This window comes from uncultured Microbulbifer sp. (assembly GCF_947489355.1).
Lineage (GTDB): Bacteria > Pseudomonadota > Gammaproteobacteria > Pseudomonadales > Cellvibrionaceae > Microbulbifer.
On sequence record NZ_CANLDD010000006.1, the window covers coordinates 63136 to 85598 of the forward strand.

Consider the following 22463-nt stretch of genomic DNA (forward strand, 5'->3'; position numbering starts at 1 on the left):
CTCGTGTATTCTCCATAAGCCCACTCGCTGAAATCACCCTTTATCAGTGCCAATGCCACGAAACCACTACAAGTTAAGCGACGGGCACTCTGTGCCGTACTCGCGCTTCATTTCCCGGCCCAGGCTCTCCAGGCACCAGTTGAGCCAATCCCCGATAAACCAATGCCATTAATGCACCGGCGAAAAATACCACGGATGGAGAACTGAGCCAGAGCAAGCCAAACAGCACTGGAATGACAACAGCGGCAATATGATTAATGGTAAAGCTGACCCCGGCAGATGCGGCAATATCGCGTTCATCAACAATCTTCTGAAAGTATGTCTTAATAGCAATTGTCATGGAGAAAAACAGGTGATCAATGATATAGAGTGTCGCTGCCAGCATTGCGCTCTCTACCAGCGCGTAGCCGGCAAAGACCTGTATTAAACCCACATACTCCAAGGTGAGGATGCGGCGCTCTCCAAAGCGCACAAGAAGCTGGCCAATTTTTGGTGCTATATATAAATTGAGCAGATGGTTAACCGTATAGAGCCCGGCAATTTGCCCCCACGCTGTAGCCAAATTTTTCCACCATCAGGAAGCCGGCAAAGACGATAAAGATCTGCCGCCGCGCACCGCTCATCATGGTCAAGACATAGTAAAGCCAATAGCGCTTACGCAGTACCAGCTGTTTGCGCTGGTTGTGAGGTTGGGGAAACTGCGGGAAGAGCAGCCAAGCCATCAGGGCTATTGCCACCGTTGTGCCATCACCGATCATATAAAGCCAAGTGTAACCCAAATCGGCCAGGTTCATCAGCCCCCAAACCAATCCATAGGCCATCAGTGCTGCAAATGATCCGGCCGCAGCCATACGCCCCATCCAAATGGCTGAGGTCTGTTTGGGAAACCACTGCAAGGCCAGTGATGCCTGCAAGGTTTCGTAAACATGAAAGCCCGTGGACATTAACAGTGTGGTGAGCAACAGCCCAGCCAGGGAAGGGTAAAAACCCGTCAGCATTACCCCAACACCGGTCGCTATTAAAGACAGCAGCGCCAAACGCTGCTCCCGAATCCAGAACAAAACAAAGACCACCAGGAAGGCAAGAAAACCGGGAATCCCCCGCACACTTTGCAAAAGCCCAATATCTGCACCGGTAAACGCAACCTTCTCGATCACAAAATTATTGAGTAGCGTGTTCCAAACTGAAAATGAGAACGGCATGGAAACCGCGAGCATCAGCAGGAGCGCTTCCGGTCGACGAAGGGTTTGTAGCATGGGTGAACTCCAACAGCGGATGGGGCAATATAGATTGTTAACGACAAGGGGTTCATTGAGCGATACAGTAGCCAGAGAGCAGGATGAAAGCGGTGTTGCATCACTGCCAGCGGTGCGGCCACAAGGTTTGTTTAGAAAAAACTGCCACGTCTTCGCCTATGCTGTCTTCAACAGCCACCATATACACCGGCGTTATTTATCTGCGGGCAGTCAGTATCGAATCACCCTTGGCGGATCAATCATCAATAAAAAGCTTCTGGAGTAAGTAAATGCTCACTAGCAAAAAGCACTTTGGCCTGGTGCGACAAGCCATTCTTTATATTGTGCTCTTGATTTTGACGTCATTTCATACGCTAGCGCAAGAAACCGGTCTGCCAAGCCAGCTAACGCTGAAGGAATGGAAGGTACCGTGGAAAGGGCTGCCAAGAGACCCTTATGGTGATAACAAAGGACAAGTCTGGTTTTGTGGGCAGGCGGGCAACTATATCGGCCGGTTTACGCCCACAGGCGGAGCATTCAAGCAGTATGAGGTACCTGAAGGTACCCACCCGCACAACCTGATTGTGGATAAACAGGACCAGGTTTGGTACGCCGGTAATCGCAACGCGCATATCGGGCGCCTGGACCCGGAAACCGGTAAAATCCGCCAATACCCGATGCCCAAGGGTGTCGATGACCCCCACACACTGGTCTTTAATCGGGAAGGCAATATCTGGTTCACTGCCCAGCAGAGCAATCGCATTGGTCTTCTGAATGTTAGTAATAGGGAAGTCCGGGTTGTTACACCACAAACTGCCAAGGCGCGCCCCTACGGTATCAAAATAGACCCACAGGATCGTCCCTGGGTAGCGCTGTTTGGCACTAATAAACTGGCCTGGGTGGATCCAAAAAGCATGACCGTCACCGAAATCACTCTCCCCCGCACCAATGCCCGCCCACGACGATTGGAAATCGATCCATATGGCCATATCTGGTATGTGGATTATCCGGGAGGTTACCTAGGCCGCTATGTACCAGACACAAAAGCGTTTAGGGAGTGGAAATTTCCCGGCGAGAACCCACGTCCCTATGGCATGGCACTGGATAGCAAGGGGCGGATTTGGGTGGCGAATACCGGAAAAATTCCGAATACCATCCTGGCTTTTGATACAGGGTCGGAGAAATTTATCAGCGAGACCACAGTACCCAGTGGTGGAAATATCCGGCATATGTATTTTGATAACAGGGATGGAAGCTTTTGGTTTGGGGTGGATACCGGGTATTTGGATCAGGGGATACCCAAGAAGTGACTCTCTAGCAGTGTGTTGAAAAACCTTCTGTGGCCTTTCTCAACCCGGGCTTGCGGCGCAAGTCCGCAAACCCTCCACGACAAATCCAGCACTGACATGCTTGATTTGCGGCCCCTCGGAGAAACATACTACCGGGTCGGAAGCAAAGAATACCCTCCTCTCGGGACACGCTGTGAATACCTCCCTGTACGCTCGTAATCGGCGTCCATGCCTCATACGGTCCCGAGATAAGGGTATTCTTCCCTTCCGCCTTGTTAGTATGAGCCTGTAAGGGCGGGTTGGCTGACAACCGGAAGAAAATGAGGATACCAACGCCCCCCATTAATTCTGGCCTGCGCGATCAGCGCACCCTTGTTACCCCTTAGCAGGTTGTTGAAAAAGGCATCCTGCCTTTTTCAACACACGAAAAGCGAAACATGTGATTTTCACTTTTCTTCCAAAATTAACGACTTAGGCTTCGCCGATTTTGCCGAAATATCCATATTTCGGTACCAGGCGTCGAACTTCTTCGAATTTCAACAGCCTGTTAGGTTGCACAATCCCCTGAGTTCCTGGTTAAAGGGACTCAGGGTGCGATTTTTTTCTTTAAAGCTTTACTTAACGGCCTTGGGATATTCGGAAGGGTTTTCAATAACCAGGGCAGTACCTTGCGTTTCACGCCGTTTAATGACTCTGGTACCACAGCTTCGATCAGGTGTGGGCCTGGCATTTCAAGCGCATATTCCAGGGCCTTTAACAGCGCTTCTGACGTTTTCACACGTGTGCTATGCACGCCCATGCTCTGAGCCAATAGCGCATAGTTGGTGACCGGATCACTGATATCGAGCTGGGATTTGGCTTTCTCCCCGGCTTCATCCGCCCCTACGCGCTCCAGTTCAATATTCAAAACCGAATAGGAGGCGTTGTTGAAGATAATGGTGGTCACGTTCAGCTTTTCCCGCGCCATGGTCCATAAAGCCTGGTTGGTGTACATGGCGGTACCATCGCCAATCAGGGCCAGTACCGGCCTATTCGGGCAGGCTACGGCGGCTCCTACAGCGCTGGGCAATCCCTGACCAATAGCGCCGCCGGTGAGGGTAATCATATCGTGCCTTGGTGCTCCGGCGGTCATGGCATTGAGTAACAAACCCGAGGTGATGGATTCGTCCACAACGATACTATTTTCTGGCATCAACTCACCTACAGCCCGGCAAACTTTTTCAGCGGTCAGTTTGCCCTTGGGCCTGCCGGGCCTGCCGGCGGGTTGCAGCACTGGTTGCGTACTCCCCGCACCCAGGGTATCTGCGAGTTTATTCAGGCTGGCTGCGGCGTCTTGCCCAGACGTACTCAGAGTGTGAACGGTACAGCCATCCGGTACCAAATAACTCTGCTTGTCCGGGTAAGCAAAAAAAGATACCGGGGCTTTGGCGTCCACCAAAATCAAATTGTCGAATTCGGACAATTGCAAAGAGGCGAGTTCCGCCAGATAGGCTATACGCTCCACCGCGGGCAGGCCGGCACCGCGCTCTATACGGGTGGGAAAGGTTTCGGCAAAAACAACTACACCACTGTGGGCGGCAATGCGGGCAGCAGCCAGCAGCCCTGGTTCCCGCAGGGCGCGACCGCCAAGCAGCAGGGCCGTTTTCCTGCTGCTGCGTATTGCTTCAGCCACAGCATCAATGGCCGCATTGTCCGCTATCGGCGCTTTCGCCTGGGGTGGCACCACAAAGGGCTGGCCCCCTTCTCCCCAGGAGACATTCGCAGGCAGGATCAGGGTGGCCACCTGACCGGGTAAACCCCGAGCGGCGGTGATGGCATCAGCAGCATCCCGGCACAGGGATTCAGTGCTCGTTGAAGTACGGACAAAGTTGGGCGACACATTATAGGCTACTGTTTCAATATCTGACTGCAACTGGGCATCGTACTTGACATGATAAGTGGCGTGGTCACCCACAATGTTCACAATCGGGGATTTTCCTTTGCGGGCGTTGTGCAGATTGGCCAAGCCATTACCCAGGCCGCAACCCAGGTGCAACAGGGTGGCAGCGGGCTTGTCTGCCATGCGCGCGTAACCGTCGGCAGCTCCAGTGGCCACACCTTCAAACAGCGCGAGAACCGCCCGCATCTTGGGCTCGCCATCCAAAGCTGCAACAAAATGCATTTCACTGGTGCCGGGATTGCTAAAACACACTTCAATCCCGGCATCCACCAGGGTTTTCATCAAAGCTTGGGCGCCATTGGGCATACTGTCTCTCCTGATCCTATTCTTGTTCTATTTTTTGTTTTGGTTTTTTATTGTGCCGTTGGTCAATTACCCCTATTGATCGACCTGGCTGCTGCCTTGGCCGTCATGATGCAGCCGGGCAGGAAAGTGCCTTCCAGTGAGCGTTTACCGTTGCACCCACCACCGCCGAACCCGGCGGCCTCGCCAACGCAATAAAGACCGGAAATGGACTGGCCGTTGGCATCCAACACCCGGCTTTGCAGGTCGGTCTGCAATCCACCCAGGCTCTTACGAGTAGTCAGTTGTGTATGGATAGCAATAAATGGCCCGGCACCGGCTTTTTGTAATGGCGCTGGCTTACACGTACGTAACCGATCTGGCCCCCATTGGCGGGCATGGCGGATCAGGCGGATTTGCGGGTCGTTGTTTAGCTGGTCACCTTTGCTGAAATTGGCATCAAAAGCATCAGCAGTGGCTTTGAGTTCTGCCGGGTCAACATGCTGTGAACAGGTCAGTGCGTTCATTTTTTTTGCCAGCCCTTGCAGGGTGTTGTCCACAAGAAAGTGATTGCTCTCGTTCTGCATCTGATCCACTAGCGGTGTGTTGCCCAATAGCACTTCTTTTAGAAGTAGTGGGAACTGCTTATCCCGGATTCTGGCATTATGCTCTGCACCGGAAATGGCGAACTCCTTCAGTGCAATGCGTCTATTGAGTAGATGCCAGGTCCAAGGTTTCTCCTGGGCGGCAACTTGCTGGCATAACCAATGGGTATCGAATCCGGTAACCAGGGGTTCTGGACCGATACGCTCACCGCGATGATTCAGCCACAGAGCCGACTTACAGGGGATGGAGGAAAGACCATGGCCGGGGAAGTGAGGGAATGGGTGTGGAAAACCGGCGGCGTAATTCCACATTTCTCCGGCGTGAGTAATACAGGCTCCCAGATTGTCTTTTGTCCAGCGATGCAGCTTGCCATCAGACAAAGGGTGAGCACCATTCAGCATAGCGGTGGGTTGCGGCCGCTCAACCGGCCAATTGGCCCGACACTCATCGTGTCCGCTATTTAACCCCCCCATGGCCAACACTACAATCGGTGCTTCAAAGCGTTTTTCCCTGCCGGTGCTCTCATTCACCGCGACCGCCCCATGCACTTTTCCCGCCTGCTGATCCAGCCCGGTGATCCGGTGGTTATGATGAATCGTCAGTCTGCCTCCGGAACTGGCATCATGCAGCGCGCGCACCATGCATCGAACCAGTTCTCGTGAAGTCCCCCAAATGATGTGATAGCGAGGGACACTATTGCCGTCGCCAAAGCGGCCCCGTTCCACCCAGTTGACCGATGGCAGAAATTTCATGCCTTCACGGATAAGCCAGTCGTACACTTCAGCTTGCGAGTGCTCCACATAATAGCGGGCCCACTGCATGGGCCATTCATCTAGGGGGTCCAGCTCGCCAAAGCGTAGCCAGTCCTGCAGGGCCAGCTCTGCAGAGTCAGGAATTTTCATACGCCGTTGCAGCGCTGTGCCGATCAGTGCCATACCGCCAAAGGCCCACAGTGCCAGCCCGCCAAACCGCTGTGGGGTATCCCTATCGACTATGGTGACAGTTTTGCCTGCCCTTAACGCCTCTAGTGCAGTGATAATCCCTGCAAGCCCCCCTCCGGCAACCAAAATATCAGAGCAAACAGGTTTTGGCATGGTACTTTTCCCTATTATTTTCTTGCTGTAGACCATATAACGTTATAAACAGAGACTGATTGACTTAGCAGACCAGAAAATTGACTTTACAAGCCACGGTAGATAAAGCCGGCGCTACACCATTAGTGAACTTTGCCAGGCAACAACCTAGGCTATGCCGGATATACGCCTCTATCCAACCGCAGAGATGGACAGCCCTGCCGGCTTTGACTGCACTATGCCGGGGTTGTTTGTCACATTCCCATAACCAGCCCCTCGGTAGCTTATCTCTTATTGACGGCTCTGGCATTTTGACACTTTAATTCAATTCTCTCATACGGAGACCTATAGGCAATGTAAGCTACGCTGCCCTCCGCTCTTTAATTGAGAACGGGAGAATCTTGCTGTTCAGCGGGGGTTGAAAACGTCTGGAAAACCCTGTCCAGGGTGATCACTGCCTATTATCGGGTTTTCTTCGCCGGAAACGGCAAAGGTTTTGAAGCTTCTGGAGAGCAAGGTTAAAATTTCCAATCTTGTTGTTGTGTACCTTGACCGCCAATACCTTGTGCCATTCAAAAGCAGCACCAGCAGACGGTCTATTACCCCCGTCAGTTTTATTATTGGGTAGGTAGCTATTTTTGTGGCTTTAAGCATTTTATATTTTAAGTGCTCACTGCCATTAGCCAGTGATACTAGCGTTTCAGGGAAATATTATCAAGTGAACGGATTGGACCATAGCACACTCAATACATCCCAGCGACACAGGTAGAGTGTACAAAGCGGTTATGTATCTGGATTTCGCACCGCAGTTTAGCCACACAGGATTCTTCAATATATGACCATACAGTTTTGTAATACCTACTGAAATATCGGAAAAAATATACGACCAACTTATGAGGATGGACGAAGAGAAATCTCACATTCCTTGTTTGTCCACCTGCCCCCAAACTTACTCTCAGTGTTGTGGCTCACAACCTGAAAAAAATATTTCCTGCCGGGTAATGGGAAACAGGGCGTAGATTGGTTGACGGAAATACAGCTTTCAGTTGTCGTTGAAGCCGCGCTAAGTGAATATTATTACAGCAAGGAGCTGTATTCGAGGTGGACTCAACGCCTGTTTACGCCAACCTCTGTAAAATACAAATTGTTACGAATTCAAATGTGCAAATAAGCTGTCACGATAAGAACGGCTGAGTTTAAGTTTTGTACCGCCTTCAATCACTACTTCATAGTCACCAGAATCCATACTAACAAGCTCAATGATGAGGTCTACCTTGACAATTAATGAGCGATGAATACGCTGAAAGCCAGCACCTTCTAGGCGTTTTTCCATATTCCGCATGGTTTCACGAAGTAAATGTGTGCGGTTGTGAGTATGTACAGTTACATAATCTCCTTTCGCCTCCACCCATTGAATGTCTTGCGGGCGGACAAAATAGACATGGCCGTGGGAGCGCACAACAATTCGCTCGGGGTTCTGGGTATCAATACCACCAGGTTCTGTATTTAATCCTTGCAGGAGATCAGTAAGCTGTTGAGAATATTGGGAGATCTGCTTTTTCTTAATCTCAGTGCGTGCCCGGTTCAAACTTTCATAAAATAATGTTGGATTTATTGGCTTTAACAGGTAATCCAATGCATTAACCTGAAATGCTTCAATGGCATATTGATCATAAGCGGTCATAAATATAACCAGTGGCATGTTATCTGTACCCACTTCCTGAATAACGTCAAAGCCGGTTTTCCCAGGCATCTTAATATCCAGAAAGACCAGATCAGGTTTGTGGTCTTGAATAAAGTCTATCGCCTTCTCTGCATTCGGACACTCCCCTATAATTTCTATATCGACCTGAGATTCAAGATGAAATTTCACACCATCACGAGCCAAAGGTTCGTCATCAACAATAAGGATTTTGATAGTCATCGTTGATGCTCATTCGATTGTTTAATTGGCAATTTAATCGTAACCGTTACGCCTCTTCCAAACTCTCCGTTAAGGGTAAATAAATGATCGTTATCATATAATTGAATCAACCTTTGCCGCACATTTTCTATGCCAATACCGGGATTGTAATCCTTACCTGTAAAATCACAGCCTACACCATCGTCAATAACCTGTATCAACAGATACCCCCCGGCCATTTTACACCTCAAGGTGAGCGTACCGGGCCCAGTTTTTTCGCCCAGGCCATGGCTGATGGCATTTTCTACCAGGGGTTGCAGGATCATTGACGGAACAGAAATAGCCAGGACATTGTCATCTATATCCATTATTATTTTTAATCTTTCCCCAAAACGTGCTCTTTCAATAAATAGATATTGATCTAGAATCTCTATTTCAGATTTTAACGGCACCCATTGCGCTTCAGACTCTTCTAGTGTCTGACGGAAAAATGCACTTAATTTTTCAAGCAATGTGGCAGCTTGTTGTTTTTTTTCCTTAAGCACCAGCACCGATATGATATTTAATGTATTAAACAAGAAATGGGGGTTAATTTGCATGCGCAAAGCAAGCAATTTTGATTCCACCAATTGCCTTTTCAAGGTTTCACTTTCCAGTTCTTTTTCTTCGGCAAAGTTATAAAAATTACTTAAGTTCTGGCTTGCTACAAATAAAGTATAAATAATAAAATGAAAAAGAAACAGGTTATCACCAAACAAAAAATGGCCTATATGTTGCCACGGTTGATACCCCACCATTGATTCACTCATGGTTTCGAAAAAGTGATAATGATAACTGATCACAAAGGTTTGCAATAATGATAAAATCATCAATATAAAGAAATGCACACCTACCATTGGCAACCAATTTTCCGGCGTAATGGGGTAGCGTTTAGCAAAATACAATACCAGGGGGGATAGTATTGCCCAGGGCAACCACACTTTTATCATTAAATACGTGAATTGCCCCACTGGATTGGGTTGGTAGTTGTGAATCGTGAAAATTCCCGATAGCTGGGAAAGCGCGACATAACAACCAAGACCTATCGCAAGACAAAGCAGAATGACCATAAGTTGTCTATAGTTTTTTGCTGTTTCGCTCACCTAATGTCTTTCCTTTCCTATATTAGCTAAAGGTACACTGTTATAAGCCTATAGACAGATTATTGCAATAACTGTCCATCCAGCAGTTCGACGGTTCTGGTGGCTCTTTGTGCAAAACGAGAATCATGCGTCACCATACAAATCGTTGTGCCTTGCTGATTTAATTGATCCAGTAGCTCCATGATCTCTTCGCCATTTGCAGAGTCCAGGTTCCCAGTAGGCTCATCGGCCAAAAGTATGGAAGGATTAATGATCATTCCCCTTGCCACAGCAACCCTTTGTTGCTGCCCTCCCGATAATTGTGCGGGGTAATAATTCTCTCTGTGGGCCATGCTAACTTGATCGAGTTTCTCCATAACTCGTTGTTTTCGTTCGCTTTTTGATTCAAAACTGTAGGTAAGGGGTAATTCCACATTTTCGAAGACTGTCATATCACCAATCAGGTTAAACGCCTGAAAAACGAATCCAATTTCCTTGTTTCGTAATGCAGCCCTTTGGTAAAGATCGAAGTGTTCAACTTTGTGCTGCTTCAAGTAATAATTGCCTTTGGTCGCACCATCTAGCAGGCCCAATACGGATAATAAGGTGGATTTCCCACATCCAGATGGGCCAGAGATAGATACAAATTCTCCAGGATATATTTCAAGGTCAAGGTTGTGAATTGCGCGGGTCTCCATGCCGTTACTATTAAAATAGCGACATAAAGACTCCAACTGGATAAGGGGCTGTGTATCGTTCATCATATTTCCTTTAACTTATTCATTTCTCAGGGCGGAAGAAGGGTCGAGTTTGGTCGCTTTTAATGTTGGCGTCGTGACAGCCATAAGGGCTGCCAGAACTAACACGACTAAACTTGTCAGATATACAAATGGACTAAACACGCTTGTTTGATACAAAACACCTTGAAGGTAATTGCCAAGCAACGACATGACAACCAGCCCAATGCCAATACCAATTGCGATTACACTTATACTTTGTTTAAGTATCAATCCCATGATGGATTTAGGTGTGGCACCAACGGCAATACGTATTCCAATTTCTCTTAATCGCTGGCCTATGTTGTATGAGACCACACCGAAAATACCTGACAAGGTAATAAGGAGAGATAACAACCCGAACAATCCCAATAAACTGGCAATCAATGTAGGTGTGGTTAACCAGTCTTCTTTTATATCTGACATTGATTGCACTGATGCAATCGCTTGCTGAGGGTCCAGTTGACCAACAATTTTTGTTATAGGGTGCTGCAACTGATAAGGTGAACCGCGTGACTTAACCAACAATCTAACCTGCCCTGAAGGGAATTGCATAAAGGAGACATAAAATGCCGCTCCCTCTGTTTGATCAAGTCCGGTAGCTCTGACATCTGCCACCACTCCAACAATTTGGAGCCAGTTTTTCCCCCCATCTATGGATAGTCTTTCACCAAGTGGGCTCGCACCAGCAAAAAACTGCTCAGCAAGACTACGGTTAATCACTACTACACCAGAATTGTTTTCATCATCTGACTCATTGAAATAACGCCCTTCCAATAGAGCGATACCCAATAAAGAATGAAATTGATGGGAAACGGCAACCACTCTAGCCCTTGGACGAACGTCGTCCTGATTCAGATTTTGCCTTTGTGTTTCGAAGCTGCTTGGGCCAAGCACATTTGAAGCAAGAGGAAAACTGGCCGAGACGCTGACTTGTTCACTATCTGGCAGTGCTGATACTTCTCTGAGCAAATTGCGGGCAAAATCACGTACCTGCTGACCGTTAGTATAGTTGGTAAAGTTGAGGTCCAGGTTTATCGCCAAAACACTTTCAGTGTTAAAGCCAGTATCCTGGTTGCTGAGTTTATACAGGCTCACAGTCACCAGGGCTGAAACCGTCAGTATAACAAATGACAGAGCCAACTGAATAATCAACAATACGCTTCGCCACTTCTGTCCAGTGATGCTGGCGGTAACCTTATCTCCCCCTTCTTTTAAAGCATTATTGATGTTTCTTCTGCTAAATGCTGCTGCACTACCACTGATCAATCCTGCAACTACAGACACAACCAGGGAAAATATCAACACCATAGCATCCATTTTTACTTCGCTAGCCAGGGGTGTATAACGCGAAGAAAAGTCAGATAAAAGTGCAAGCGAGGGGTAGGCCAATAGTAGACCGACGAACCCGCCAGCTAAGGCATATAAAATACTTTCTGTTAAAAGCTGTTGCGCTATTCTCCCAGGGCTTGCGCCAATGGCCTCTCGAATAGCAAGTTCCTGACTACGCGAAGAAGCTCTAGCCAGATTAAGATTAGCAACATTAGCGCTGGAAATGAGTACTACTAATCCTGAAATAATCAACAGTAACAAGAAAGTGTTGGCAGAATCACCGATCATTTCAGATTTTAACGATACCAAATTTGCACTGTAGCCATTGCTGGTACGGTAGTCATCCGGATATTGTGCCTGTAACTGCCCTGCAATGGTGTTGACTTCTCTACTTACTCTTTCCAGGTCACCGTTCTCTTTAAGCTTTCCAAATAACGTCAACATACCTGTGCTTCGGTTATTGATCATGCCCTCACTGGAACGAAACGGACAACTTGCCGCCGAAATATAAATATCGTTATCATTCGGGTAAGCTGGCATGGGCGGCAGGACACCAATCACTGTATGTACGGCATTATTCATTTCAAGGCTGATACCCACTACATTCTCCCTTCCCCCAAAATGCTGCTGCCAGTATCGATAAGAAAGCAGAATAAGAGGTTCGGCACCGGGTTCGTCTTCACCATAAGAAAAATCACGCCCCAATAGGGGCTTAATTCCCAGCATGTTAAAAAAATCCCAACTCACAACACCCGTCTGAACCCTTTTGGGCATACCGTCGCCCAACAGAGTGAATTGCATGGAATGATACTCAACCAGGGAGTCCAGCCCCGTTGTCAAACTTCTGTAATCGAAGAAACTCTGTACCGATGAACCAAAATCCATTCTTTCCGCGATCGGTTGATGCTGTTGTAGGCGTACCAGCTTATCTCCTTCTGAATAGGGTAATGGTGCAAACATAACATGATAGACCATACTGAATATTGCACTATTAGCGCCTATTCCTAACGCAAATGTGATAACAATTAACGCACTGATTGCCGGTCTTTTTTTAGCAGCCCGCCAGGCATATCCAGTGTCTTGTAACAAACGGTGCATGATGATTCCTGTACTATTGAAGGCTAATCAGAGGACGTTGATTGAATTGCGAAATATCAGAAACAATGACTTTGTCACCGGCTTGAAGTCCACCGGTGACATGGATTCGGTCAACTGATCCACTTCCCAGGGATACTGCTACCAACTTAGCCTGCCTTTCATTCACTAGGTAGAGATTGTTATTACTGTTTTCCTGGCTTTGCACAGGCCTTCTGATCGTTAAAGCGTTTTCTACTCGCGCTATTTCTATTACACCATTTACCCTTAAATCCGGCCTTGCACCGGTTAAGCTTGCCTCATCAAAAATCACGTCAACCAAAACCACACCATTTTGTACAGCCGGATCAATGCGACTTATGCTTCCAGTAGCACGATTCCCCCCGGCACTAATCACTACTTTTTGCCCTAATACTACGTCTTTGATCAGGCTTTCCTGAACCCTGAGCTCAGCTTTAAGATCCTCTTCCCGGGCAACCCTGGCTAAAATATCGCCTGTATTTAGCTGCTGTCCTTGCTCTACCGGAATAAATTGTAATACCCCGGTTAATCCAGCCTTTACATTCAAATCACTTTCAAGGTTTTGCTGAAGTTTAAGCGCACTTCGTGCCTGGTTAACCTGGGCTTGTTTGGCTGCCAATTCAGCTAGATGAAGCTCCTTTAGGTGCTGCAGGCGCTTTTTCTCTATGCGTAGCCGGGATTGATATTGTTGTTGAAGCAGCTTATTTTCTTTCACATCCAAAACGGAAACGATCTGCAGGTCTTTTAGTGCTTCATTGGCTTTGAGTCTGAAATCGGCATTTTCGAATCTGGCCTGATAATCGATTACCATTGCTTCTTGAGCCAAAGCGTCACTTTTAAGACGTTTCCCCAAAGCATTAAATTCAGCTTGTGCGACCTCAAGCGCATAGGTGGCCCTTTCTAGCTCACGTGTCAGAGTTGGATTCGAAAGGCGCATGATAATGGTATCAATTTCTAATTTTGCGCCGGGTTGAACAAGGATTTGTTCGACCCTTGCCCTGGAAGTGGCGGCAATCCAGCGAAATGTTTGGGGCTGTAATGTACCCGGCGCGCGAATATCTCGAATAAATTGCCCGCGCTTCACACTGTCAATTACCAGTTCATTCATATTCACAGTGATAGCGTCTGGTCGATGTCTCAGGATTCCCCAGGCGGCAAGCACAATCACTGAAATTATGAATACGAAAATCTTTAGTGGTTTTAAAGCCAGTTTGGGCTGTTTAGCTTGCGGTATATCCACTCCCAAAGCCTCCTTATTGTGTTATTGGTACAATAAAGGGTGGGGTTTTTACTTTCAGTAGCCAATCGATAAAGCCCAGTTGCTTGCGGATAAGACGCAGGGAAATACGATGAAAGTGCCTTATCTAATGTTCGCAAAATTCTATACACGTACAGATTTGCTCACTTTTTGACCAGCAATGCATTTTTTGACGGTAACCGAATGGAGAATGTCACGGGTTAACGGTGGCTTTAAAGAGTGTACAGTCCAAATGATAAGGCCGCCCAATACCCTGCAGCAGCCCAAGTCAGCCAGGAGAGCAGCATGGTAGAGTCAGCCCTGTACAAGTAACGAAATCCATTTTGCAACCAGGGTGTGGTGGTACTGGCTAATCCAAAAAGCCCCGAAGTGTCGAAACAGGAAAAGCAAGGCAGGTAACGATCAGGACAGTGGTCAAATAGGCAGTATTTCGCTATTGATACCTTCATGGGCAAGGCTGTCGACTAAAAAGTCACACCGAGAAATCTGTTACCCCTTTGTTAGCCGCTTACAGGGCATCATTAAATTCTTCCCGGTATCTTACTACCCCGCCTTGTTTTGGTAAGGCGGCCTTATTGAACACAAAGACCATAAATACTTGATCTGGTACACCTTCCCATTGGCTGCGGAGTTTGTATCTCGATGCCACTTCAAAGCCGAAGCGTGGGTAATACTCCGCATGTCCCAGGACGATGACGAATGGGCAATGGGACTTTTGCAAGTACGCAAGGCCGTGGAGAACCAGCCGAGAGCCAATGCCTTTTCTCTGATAGGACGGCAATACCGCCATGGGTGCCAGCCCCATGCCAACAGAGGCCGATACATCAATAGTCACCGGGGTGAACAAGATGTATCCAACAACTGCACCGTGCTCGACAGCCACAAACGCGATATATTTCTCGCAATTGCTGCGAAGCCTATCGACGAGAGCCGCCTCAGGGCCGTTATTGAACGCGGCCAGGTTCAAGCGGTGGATCGCGTCGCTGTCTTCAGGTTTTTCTTGACGGATTTCGATCATTGAGTCAGTGTTCCATGTTGGAATGACTAATGTCCCAGGGGACGGCAGCAAACAGTGATGGCTATAATAATCCACTCAGTAGGCATTGAAACCCCATCAACTCCCTATTTTCTCCTTGGTCAACTTCCTCCTGGACACACCGTCTGTTTCATCAGCCTGCTAGCGATATCCCCGTTTTCGCGATAGAGTGGTGAAAAGTTCATCGAATCCAGGTGGCGATATGATTCAGCATAAGCATGTGGTCTATTCTCTACTTCTCTTGGTCAACTCATTTATTTTTCAGGCAAAAGCCGTCGAAATCGACAATATCACCTTCAAACCTACTCCGCTGAATGTCGGTGCAGGCCAACCGGCCATTACCGTTCTGGATTTCAATTCTGACGGCGCTGTGGATGTTATTTTTTCCAGTTATACCGCCAGTCATGCCGCGATTTACCAGGGTAATGGACGGGGCGGTTTAGCCAAAGTGGGCAGTGTCCCGGTGGGTGAGAATCCGGCAGATATGGCAGTTGCCGATCTCAATAAAGACGACAATGCCGATTTGGTGGTGGCCAACCACGAAACCGCCTACGTCACCTTACTGCTGGGTGATGGAAAGGGGGGCTTTCAACCATCGCCTCAATCGCCGCTGAAAATAGACGTGAAACCCCATATACATGTGGTTAAGCTGGCTGATCTTGACAGCGACAACAGAGTAGACCTGATTGTTGATAGCCGTGATGACAATGGCATGCGTTACTTTAAGGGGCTGGCCAATGGCAGCTTCACAACACCCGGCCAGCTGATCAACGCCGGAGGGGACCCCTATCGAGGCTTTGCGATCGGTGACATCAACGGTGACGGGCGCATTGATATGGTGACTCCCAACCCAAGGGAGATTGGCATTGTGACCCATACTGGCTCAAACAGCCCATCTTTTACCCTGAAAAAGCTGGCCCCCTATGTATCCCCCTTTGTTGTTGAATTGGCAGAAATGAATGGCGACGGGAAGCTGGATATGCTTGTCGGCTCAAATGGCAGTTCTGTCACCGTTATCCCAGGGAACGGTGATGGAACATTCAATGAAGCCAACAAAACCGCAATAACCACTCCCCCTGGTGCCAAGCAGATAGCCGTTGGTGATATCAATGACGATGGCCTTGAAGATGCACTGGTGGCTAACTGGTCCGGTGAACTGCTCGCTGTGCTCGGCAATAAAACGAAGGTCGAGACCATAAGATTCAAAGATGCCAACATCCCTAACCCATGGGGTGTGGCCTTGGCAGATCTCAATGGAGATGGAAACAGCGACCTGATTATTGCTGATGGAGACAGTAAAGCCGCAGTCGTATATCTTAGCCAAACGGAGTGATGGTTGGCAGACCTGAGTAAGCTCAGATGCGATACTGTCACGACAAATCAAGCAGTTACACGCTTGATTTGCGGCCCGAACGTCCGTGTTCGGGGCAGCGGGCTGCTGATATAGCTTTTTTCAGCAGCCTGCTAAGGTATCACAAGGAAATCTTCAGCGTCAGGGCATAAGCCTTCCACCCTAACCGAGTACTCCCAATCTGCAGTGGTATCAGCGAGGATCCAGTTTCCGGTATCGAGAAACACCTGAGTCCTTGCGCAATGCTGAGGATATACCGAGTAGCTTCTAGAGCCACCCCTGGGGTTGTCATAGTAATAACTGAAAACGTCAAACCCTTTGCCGATTCCAGGTCCACTACCCCGGTAGGGATTTAAGAAGCACTGTGAATTTTTCAAACACGTACGATCATCAACATTTAATGAGCGTTTGTATACGTGATGGTCATAATCCTCTGTGTTGGTGTCTTCATTTAGCTTTTTAACATTGGTTGAAAGCCAGCCTAAGAGGTAAGTTCCCGGTGATGTGGTGGTCAGGCTGCCTGTATTGTACTGATGCGGGTGTACGCATTGGTCCCAATTACGGGTTTCCCGACACAAGTCCATAGCGGTACTGATTTCCCCTATTGATGTGTGGCACTGGGTTGGCGAATTTTTGTTGTATGCACCGTAAAGATCACAACGCTCCCTATGCTGAACACTGATGTCCAGCCAGCGCCGCATTTGCGCCAAAGGACCCTGACTCCCTGTGTAATCGGCGAATATTTGACTGTGTGCATACGCATTGTACACGGTTGGCCGTTGATAATTATTGGTGGAGTAATCCACTGCCGCCCAATTTGAAGGATTGGTATCCTGTACAAATTGATTATATTTGTCTACAACATTTAAACCATTAAGCGCAATTCCAGCGGCCACGCCGGGAGGCCCTCCGATCTGGTCCGCTCTTACTTCAACGTTTAACCTGTCTAGGGTTTCAGTGAACGATGACGAAGAATCCGTAGCGCCACCAGCTTGAAAAACGTCTCCTATCGCTAAGCTCAGCTCTGCCTTTGCAGCCTCCCGCTCCTGATAACTGTATGCCTTGGCACTAAATCTAAACACCAGGTAGAGTCCCGATCCGATATTGACGCTGTTGATATAGTTATCTCCACAGCGTTCCCTAAAGTCTGCTTTGGCTTCGTCATCATTGGGTGACAATACGTTGCTGACCAATGCCGGATGGATTGCATTTACCGGTGTACTCAGACTCCAGAATTCACGCCTGTTTTTCACTTTAACGACATATCGAACATAGGTTTCGTCCGAAACTGAGTTGACATAGCGTTCCTTCTCGCCGGACAGACCCAAATTGAAGTCATCTGTTGAAAAACCAATTTGTGCGGAAGAGGAAACATCCAACAGTTGCGCCAGATGTCGATTATCGTTTACGTAGCTGATATCAAAGGTGCTCGCCTGATAAGGTGGTGTTTGCGTGATGACAAAATCCGGGTGATTGACATTTAAACAGGTTTCCTTAAGAGATCCTCTAACCAAATCAAAGCCATTGCCCAAATGGAATCTGCCCTCATCTGTATTCATTGAGCTACTTTGTCCTTCCGGGTAATCTCTTTTCAAACCTGTTTTGGCTGCTGAATTTACAGTTCGAAATTGATAATTTTCTGAATCCAGAGTGCTCATGGTCGTGGGATATTTTGAGTACAGGTTGGATTCCTGCCTGGGATTAATGAGGGAATAATTTCCATAACGATAAGAGCTGCTGAAACTGGCGTTTTTGGCCAACACCCTATACCGGTACTTTCCCGCAGTCTTGTTGCTCAGCACGCGACTGGGCAAAGATCCTGTGTAGATCTTTGCCCATCCCCCATTATTTTTACTTTCGTAAAGCTCATATGTAACTGGATAACCATTCCCGTAACTGGCAGCCCAGCTGATCTTTATAGAATTAGTATTAGTGTAAGCTGGATAGGTTATTGACGGAGGCGTGCTGGGTGGACCATAGGGTCCGCCACCACCGCCACCACCTGGGGCGCATGGATCTGGTTTAATTATTTCGTTTTGCTGACTGATTTCACGGGTAGTTAATGGTTCCAGACAGGGTTCGATTCTTTGAACTTCTACGCTTTGCAGGGAAACTGCAGCTGCAAATACCATTTTTGGAACTACTGCCGCTAAGGCTATATACTTGACGTATTTCATTGTCTGCGTACTCAAAGCTTAGTTATTTTTTTTGTAAAGCAAGTCTTATAGACCAGAAAGTCATATAGGAGATGTAAAATACCTAATTTAACCTTCACATAAAACATCCTGCCTGAAATTTTCGAGAATTTCTATCGGGCATCTCTAGAAATTGAGTTTTCCTTAATTTTATAGCCCTGGAGCCCCCATTACTCGGTGCTTATGGCCACCAAAAAAGTAATTTTTAGAAATGCCCTATCCTTTAAGTGACAATTTTCGGACTGCTATTAACTTACGGCCATATAGTTTTGTCTGATGTGGGTCACTCTAATATCAGAGTGGATTTTATACAGAACTATATGGTCGCCGGATTAATAACCCGGTAACTTATTTGGTTGCGGGGTTAACACTACTTCCAACAGATTGAACTCTAGTCAAATGTATCGTGCTACCAATTCGATTTTCCCTTTCAATTGACCAGGCTCTATATGCTTACTGTCCTTTGATGCCCCAGTGGACTTTCTAATACTGCTGGTTTGTGGTGCTGCGTGCAGGTTGTACCTGATATTAAGTGATCTTCGTGGTCACAACCTCAATCCCCACTAAGGCAGGATTGAATTAATCAGGTGTTTCTTTATAGTTATAATCATTATTGGTGTCAGCATATAATGTCCCATAAGCTACATAGGTTCATTTAGGTTTTCGCACAGACGGAGTAGCTTTTATCTGCTTTATAATTGAACGGCCCGGCTGGGTGGATAAGTAGGATGCGGATTGGGAGACTTAGTTTCGAGTTGTTGTTCTGCCTAATTAATATAACGTCTTGCTCAACGGCGACTATGGCTTTCCCGTTCGGTGGAGTGCCGAGGGACCGCAACGCATTGCAGCAATCGGCTGTAGGCTACGCATTGCGTGTTTTCTAAAATCACTGCGCTGGAGTCTCTATACCGCACTTTTCTTCGTGGGTTTCCTCCAACCAAGCGAGGCGCCTAAAGGAAACTTTGCGTGTATCAGGGGGCTACACCGTTTTTTGAGCCCCAATAACAGCGCTCAATTTCCTTTTTTATTCAGGTAGTGCCATGCACGAAAATTTCTTTCGTTCTGTATCACACTCCTTAGGGCCTATCACAAGAAAACAAACTCAATAGGCTCCTAGTCCCTGCGCACGTACCAGTTGATGGCCTTGGTCCCAACCTTGCGCGAGAAACGGAAACGGATCGTCTCCTGGTTGCCTTCGCGGTAGTCGTTGACCACGAAGCTGCCGGACTTCGTCTCAGAGGGCATGTTCAACTCCTTGATGATCCGCGTTTGCCAACCGCCGCCGGCCTTCTTCTGCTGGATCTTGACGGTCAGGACGTTGGAGCCTGAGCCCGCGCCCCTAACCGTGTACCTGTAAGTGGTGTTCTGGCTGGCGGTGTCCTCGAACGTATCAACGGTATCCAAGCCGGACAGGGTGCCATTGGAATTCCAGGCCAGCGGCGCCCTGGCAACGCTGGGTGTCCTCAGGGCAAACAGGCGCGGTGCGTTTTCTACCAGAGTGGGTAATACCTTGTGTTGAGACTCTGTGTATTGCTGCGCAACTTCAGTGACCGCAGTAATCTCCTTGTCAGCCGCAAACGAGCTATTCAGTAGAAATACTAAGTATAAGAACTTCATGTAACACTCCTTGTGTTTTAGCCAGTTGTTTATTGTCCTTTCGATGGCAGCTACGAAGCATCCTCCATAACTTGACTTTCTATTGTTCCGTGACTCAGTTTTATTTAATACTCCAGTTATTTCTGCAGTGATTAATCAGCGGGAACTGTAACTTATTGATTAATACAATACCATAAAAAATGCGGTAGTGTTCAAAACTCAATTAATTCAATATTACCCCTTGTTAGTTTACCATTTTTTATTAGGGAGGCTTGAACTACATTGCGCCTAACGCCGCGATCACCGACCTGTCCGGTGCAGCGCTTTATTATAAGCCATATCATCGCTCACACTAACTTTTTCCGGCTTAAGGCCGAACAGTCTGCGTGACATGTTGAACGGATATACAGCCAACAAGCATATGCTTGTCGTTACTAATAAAGAACTTACCAGCAATATCAAAGCCTTATATCCCAGCGATATTGGCCAGCTAATCACATAATAACCAATCACAACTATGACTGTTTGATGAAAAATATAAAAAGGGTAAATTAGCTCATTGCTGAGCTTAAGCCATTCAGGTGTGTTTTTTAGGTAATGCTGGGTATATCCTATTAGGGTCAGTAACGCCGACCAAGCAACCAAACAACAGACGAGCCACCAAATTGACCAGCGAGTTTGCAAGGATAAATACCTGCTTAAGTCTGGAGAGTAATAATATCCATAGAAGATCAGAGAACTTACAATCAACCACATCATATTGGCTCGACGGTTTTTACTGATTGACTGCCAAACAATCTGAGACTGGATGAAAGACATCCCTGAAACAAAAAAGAATAGGTAGAACAAAGAAGAAGCTGGATTACCAATAGTTTGGTCATTCTCTGGAAAATATATTTTTAATCCAACCCTAATTGCAATCAACACCGCAACCAGAAAAAATAGTCCGCTTGGGATAAATGATAGCCTTTCTAAACCAGACTTAATCAACATTGCCGGTTTCGATTTTAAAAAAATATGCAAAGGGATAGCGAATAGGGCGAAAACAATCAGATATTCAATAAACCAGAGGTGATTTGAATCAAACTTAAGTGCTAACGTAGGAAATGCTTGCCAGTACGATTCGTAGTCGCCAATGTTCTCTATAAAATTTTGTGGCGGGACAATGAACAGCATTCCCACCATCAAAGGAATAAATAGGCGAAAGAACTTTTCACGCAAAAATTGCAAAGCACTTATCCTGCGAAGAAGCAAGACACTACCTGCGCCCGCAATAAAAAATAGTGCGGGCAGCCTAAACTGCTCAAAATATACCATGATGTCATCCAGTAATTTACTAGATTCACTATTCATGATATGCCAACCATCCCCGTTAAATGGCATCAACACATGATGTAAAAATACTGCCAGAATTAAACCAACTCTTAACCAATCCAGTTCTGAAATCCTATTTATAATCATATTGTTCTTTCCATACTGCGTAGAACCCTAGTGACTTATAACCCCTAAAGCACCTGCGTCAAAACCATAGCGAAGCTGAAGTTTTGACGTCGAGTGCCTTTACTTGATAGCTGCCGGTTACTTTGATGCTGTTGCCAAGAAATAACCAGCACCTATAAAGGTTGAACCAAATATTCTACCCGGCACTTTACCCGAAACCACACGATTTGCGCTGAACCTGGCGCTTTGTGCCAACAGAGAGTACGTGGACAAACATATAAATGACAAGAACATAAAACTGAATACCAGAAATGTAAACTGAGGTAATAACGGCTCTGAACCTGAGATAAACTGGGGGAATAATGCTGTTATGAACACAATTGCTTTGGGATTTGTTAATGCTACAAATATACCTTGTGCATACAAACCAAAAATGCTGACTTTAGCGTTTTGAGAGATACTGCCCTCAAGTTTCCCTATACCATTTCTCCATAGTTTGAATCCCATGTAGATAAGATACATCGCTCCCAGAATCTTTACGGCAGTAAATGCTATGGCTGAATGAAGCACAACTACACTCAACCCAAGTACAGAAAACCCTGACATTATAAAGAGTCCAGAAATATTTCCTAGAACTGTCACCAGAGACTTCTTAAAACCAACGGATAAGCTATTCACTGAAACCAATAAAGCTGCCGGTCCAGGTGTTGCTGTAGCTAATAATGCAATGGAACAAAAAGCTAACCAACTTTCAAACTGCACAGAAATCTCCCAAGGTAGCTAATATCTCAATAACCGGCAGCTCAAACGCAGCAAAGCACAGTGTAAGCGGTTTGGCGCCGCAGGCGCGCTATTTATTGACTTGTTTTGAGACAGTTATCCGCTCAAGCGACTAACCACACGAGCATAAATAAC

General features: G+C 47.0%; 17 protein-coding genes. 3 read left to right on the forward strand and 14 right to left on the reverse strand.

All coding sequences use genetic code 11. The features are described 5' to 3' along the window. Window positions 1-73 precede the first annotated feature (73 nt). On the reverse strand, window positions 74-562 hold the full coding sequence (locus Q1A48_RS04685) for a hypothetical protein (protein ID WP_299941877.1): 489 nt from the start codon (window positions 560-562) through the stop codon (window positions 74-76). Beyond that, complete coding sequence (locus Q1A48_RS04690; protein ID WP_299941880.1) at window positions 519-1256, reverse strand: hypothetical protein; 738 nt, start codon at window positions 1254-1256, stop codon at window positions 519-521. Before Q1A48_RS04690 ends, Q1A48_RS04685 begins: the two co-directional genes overlap by 44 nt. Between Q1A48_RS04690 and Q1A48_RS04695 the strand changes: the two genes are divergently transcribed. After that, window positions 1255-1521, forward strand: coding sequence for a hypothetical protein (locus Q1A48_RS04695; RefSeq protein ID WP_299941882.1), 267 nt, complete (start codon window positions 1255-1257; stop codon window positions 1519-1521). The genes Q1A48_RS04690 and Q1A48_RS04695 overlap by 2 nt on opposite strands. A 4-nt stretch (window positions 1522-1525) precedes the next feature. Then, window positions 1526-2545: a lyase gene (locus tag Q1A48_RS04700; protein ID WP_299941885.1), complete on the forward strand. Its 1020-nt coding sequence runs from the start codon at window positions 1526-1528 to the stop codon at window positions 2543-2545. 565 nt (window positions 2546-3110) lie between these two features. On the opposite strand, the gene Q1A48_RS04705 is transcribed toward Q1A48_RS04700, so the two are convergent. From Q1A48_RS04705 to Q1A48_RS04740, 8 genes are all read right to left on the reverse strand, one after another. Continuing rightward, on the reverse strand, window positions 3111-4769 hold the full coding sequence (locus tag Q1A48_RS04705; protein ID WP_299941888.1) for an acetolactate synthase large subunit: 1659 nt from the start codon (window positions 4767-4769) through the stop codon (window positions 3111-3113). A 62-nt stretch (window positions 4770-4831) separates the two neighbouring features. Then, complete coding sequence (locus Q1A48_RS04710) at window positions 4832-6445, reverse strand: FAD-dependent oxidoreductase (protein ID WP_299941893.1); 1614 nt, start codon at window positions 6443-6445, stop codon at window positions 4832-4834. Window positions 6446-7571: 1126 nt separating this feature from the next. Next, the gene (locus Q1A48_RS04715) at window positions 7572-8348 is read right to left on the reverse strand and encodes a LytTR family DNA-binding domain-containing protein (protein WP_299941896.1); all 777 of its coding nucleotides are present in this window, start codon (window positions 8346-8348) and stop codon (window positions 7572-7574) included. Then, on the reverse strand, window positions 8345-9469 hold the full coding sequence (locus Q1A48_RS04720; protein ID WP_299941899.1) for a histidine kinase: 1125 nt from the start codon (window positions 9467-9469) through the stop codon (window positions 8345-8347). The genes Q1A48_RS04715 and Q1A48_RS04720 overlap by 4 nt, the downstream gene beginning before the upstream one ends. Window positions 9470-9528: 59 nt before the next feature. After that, complete coding sequence (locus Q1A48_RS04725) at window positions 9529-10209, reverse strand: ABC transporter ATP-binding protein (RefSeq protein WP_299941902.1); 681 nt, start codon at window positions 10207-10209, stop codon at window positions 9529-9531. Between the two features lie 15 nt (window positions 10210-10224). Continuing rightward, window positions 10225-12654, reverse strand: a complete 2430-nt coding sequence (locus Q1A48_RS04730; RefSeq protein ID WP_299941905.1) for an ABC transporter permease — start codon at window positions 12652-12654, stop codon at window positions 10225-10227. 13 nt (window positions 12655-12667) lie between these two features. Then, the gene (locus Q1A48_RS04735) at window positions 12668-13912 is read right to left on the reverse strand and encodes an HlyD family efflux transporter periplasmic adaptor subunit (protein ID WP_299941908.1); all 1245 of its coding nucleotides are present in this window, start codon (window positions 13910-13912) and stop codon (window positions 12668-12670) included. A gap of 526 nt (window positions 13913-14438) precedes the next feature. Continuing rightward, window positions 14439-14948: an N-acetyltransferase gene (locus Q1A48_RS04740; RefSeq protein WP_299941911.1), complete on the reverse strand. Its 510-nt coding sequence runs from the start codon at window positions 14946-14948 to the stop codon at window positions 14439-14441. Window positions 14949-15168: 220 nt separating this feature from the next. Here Q1A48_RS04740 and Q1A48_RS04745 point away from each other — a divergent pair, with 220 nt between their 5' ends. Further along, window positions 15169-16299 carry a VCBS repeat-containing protein gene (locus tag Q1A48_RS04745; RefSeq protein WP_299941914.1) on the forward strand — a complete coding sequence of 377 codons (1131 nt, stop codon included), beginning with the start codon at window positions 15169-15171 and terminating at the stop codon, window positions 16297-16299. A gap of 131 nt (window positions 16300-16430) precedes the next feature. Here the strand turns inward: Q1A48_RS04745 and Q1A48_RS04750 are convergent, their stop codons facing one another. The 4 genes from Q1A48_RS04750 to Q1A48_RS04765 all read right to left on the reverse strand — a co-directional run bounded on the left by Q1A48_RS04750 (window position 16431) and on the right by Q1A48_RS04765 (window position 22310). After that, entirely contained in the window at window positions 16431-18494 is a 2064-nt protein-coding gene (locus tag Q1A48_RS04750; protein ID WP_299941917.1) for a fibronectin type III domain-containing protein, read from the reverse strand. A gap of 1131 nt (window positions 18495-19625) precedes the next feature. Next, complete coding sequence (locus tag Q1A48_RS04755; RefSeq protein WP_299941919.1) at window positions 19626-20129, reverse strand: hypothetical protein; 504 nt, start codon at window positions 20127-20129, stop codon at window positions 19626-19628. Between the two features lie 279 nt (window positions 20130-20408). Next, complete coding sequence (locus Q1A48_RS04760) at window positions 20409-21569, reverse strand: acyltransferase (RefSeq protein WP_299941921.1); 1161 nt, start codon at window positions 21567-21569, stop codon at window positions 20409-20411. A 117-nt stretch (window positions 21570-21686) separates the two neighbouring features. Beyond that, on the reverse strand, window positions 21687-22310 hold the full coding sequence (locus tag Q1A48_RS04765; protein WP_299941923.1) for a LysE family translocator: 624 nt from the start codon (window positions 22308-22310) through the stop codon (window positions 21687-21689). Between the last annotated feature and the right edge of the window lie 153 nt (window positions 22311-22463).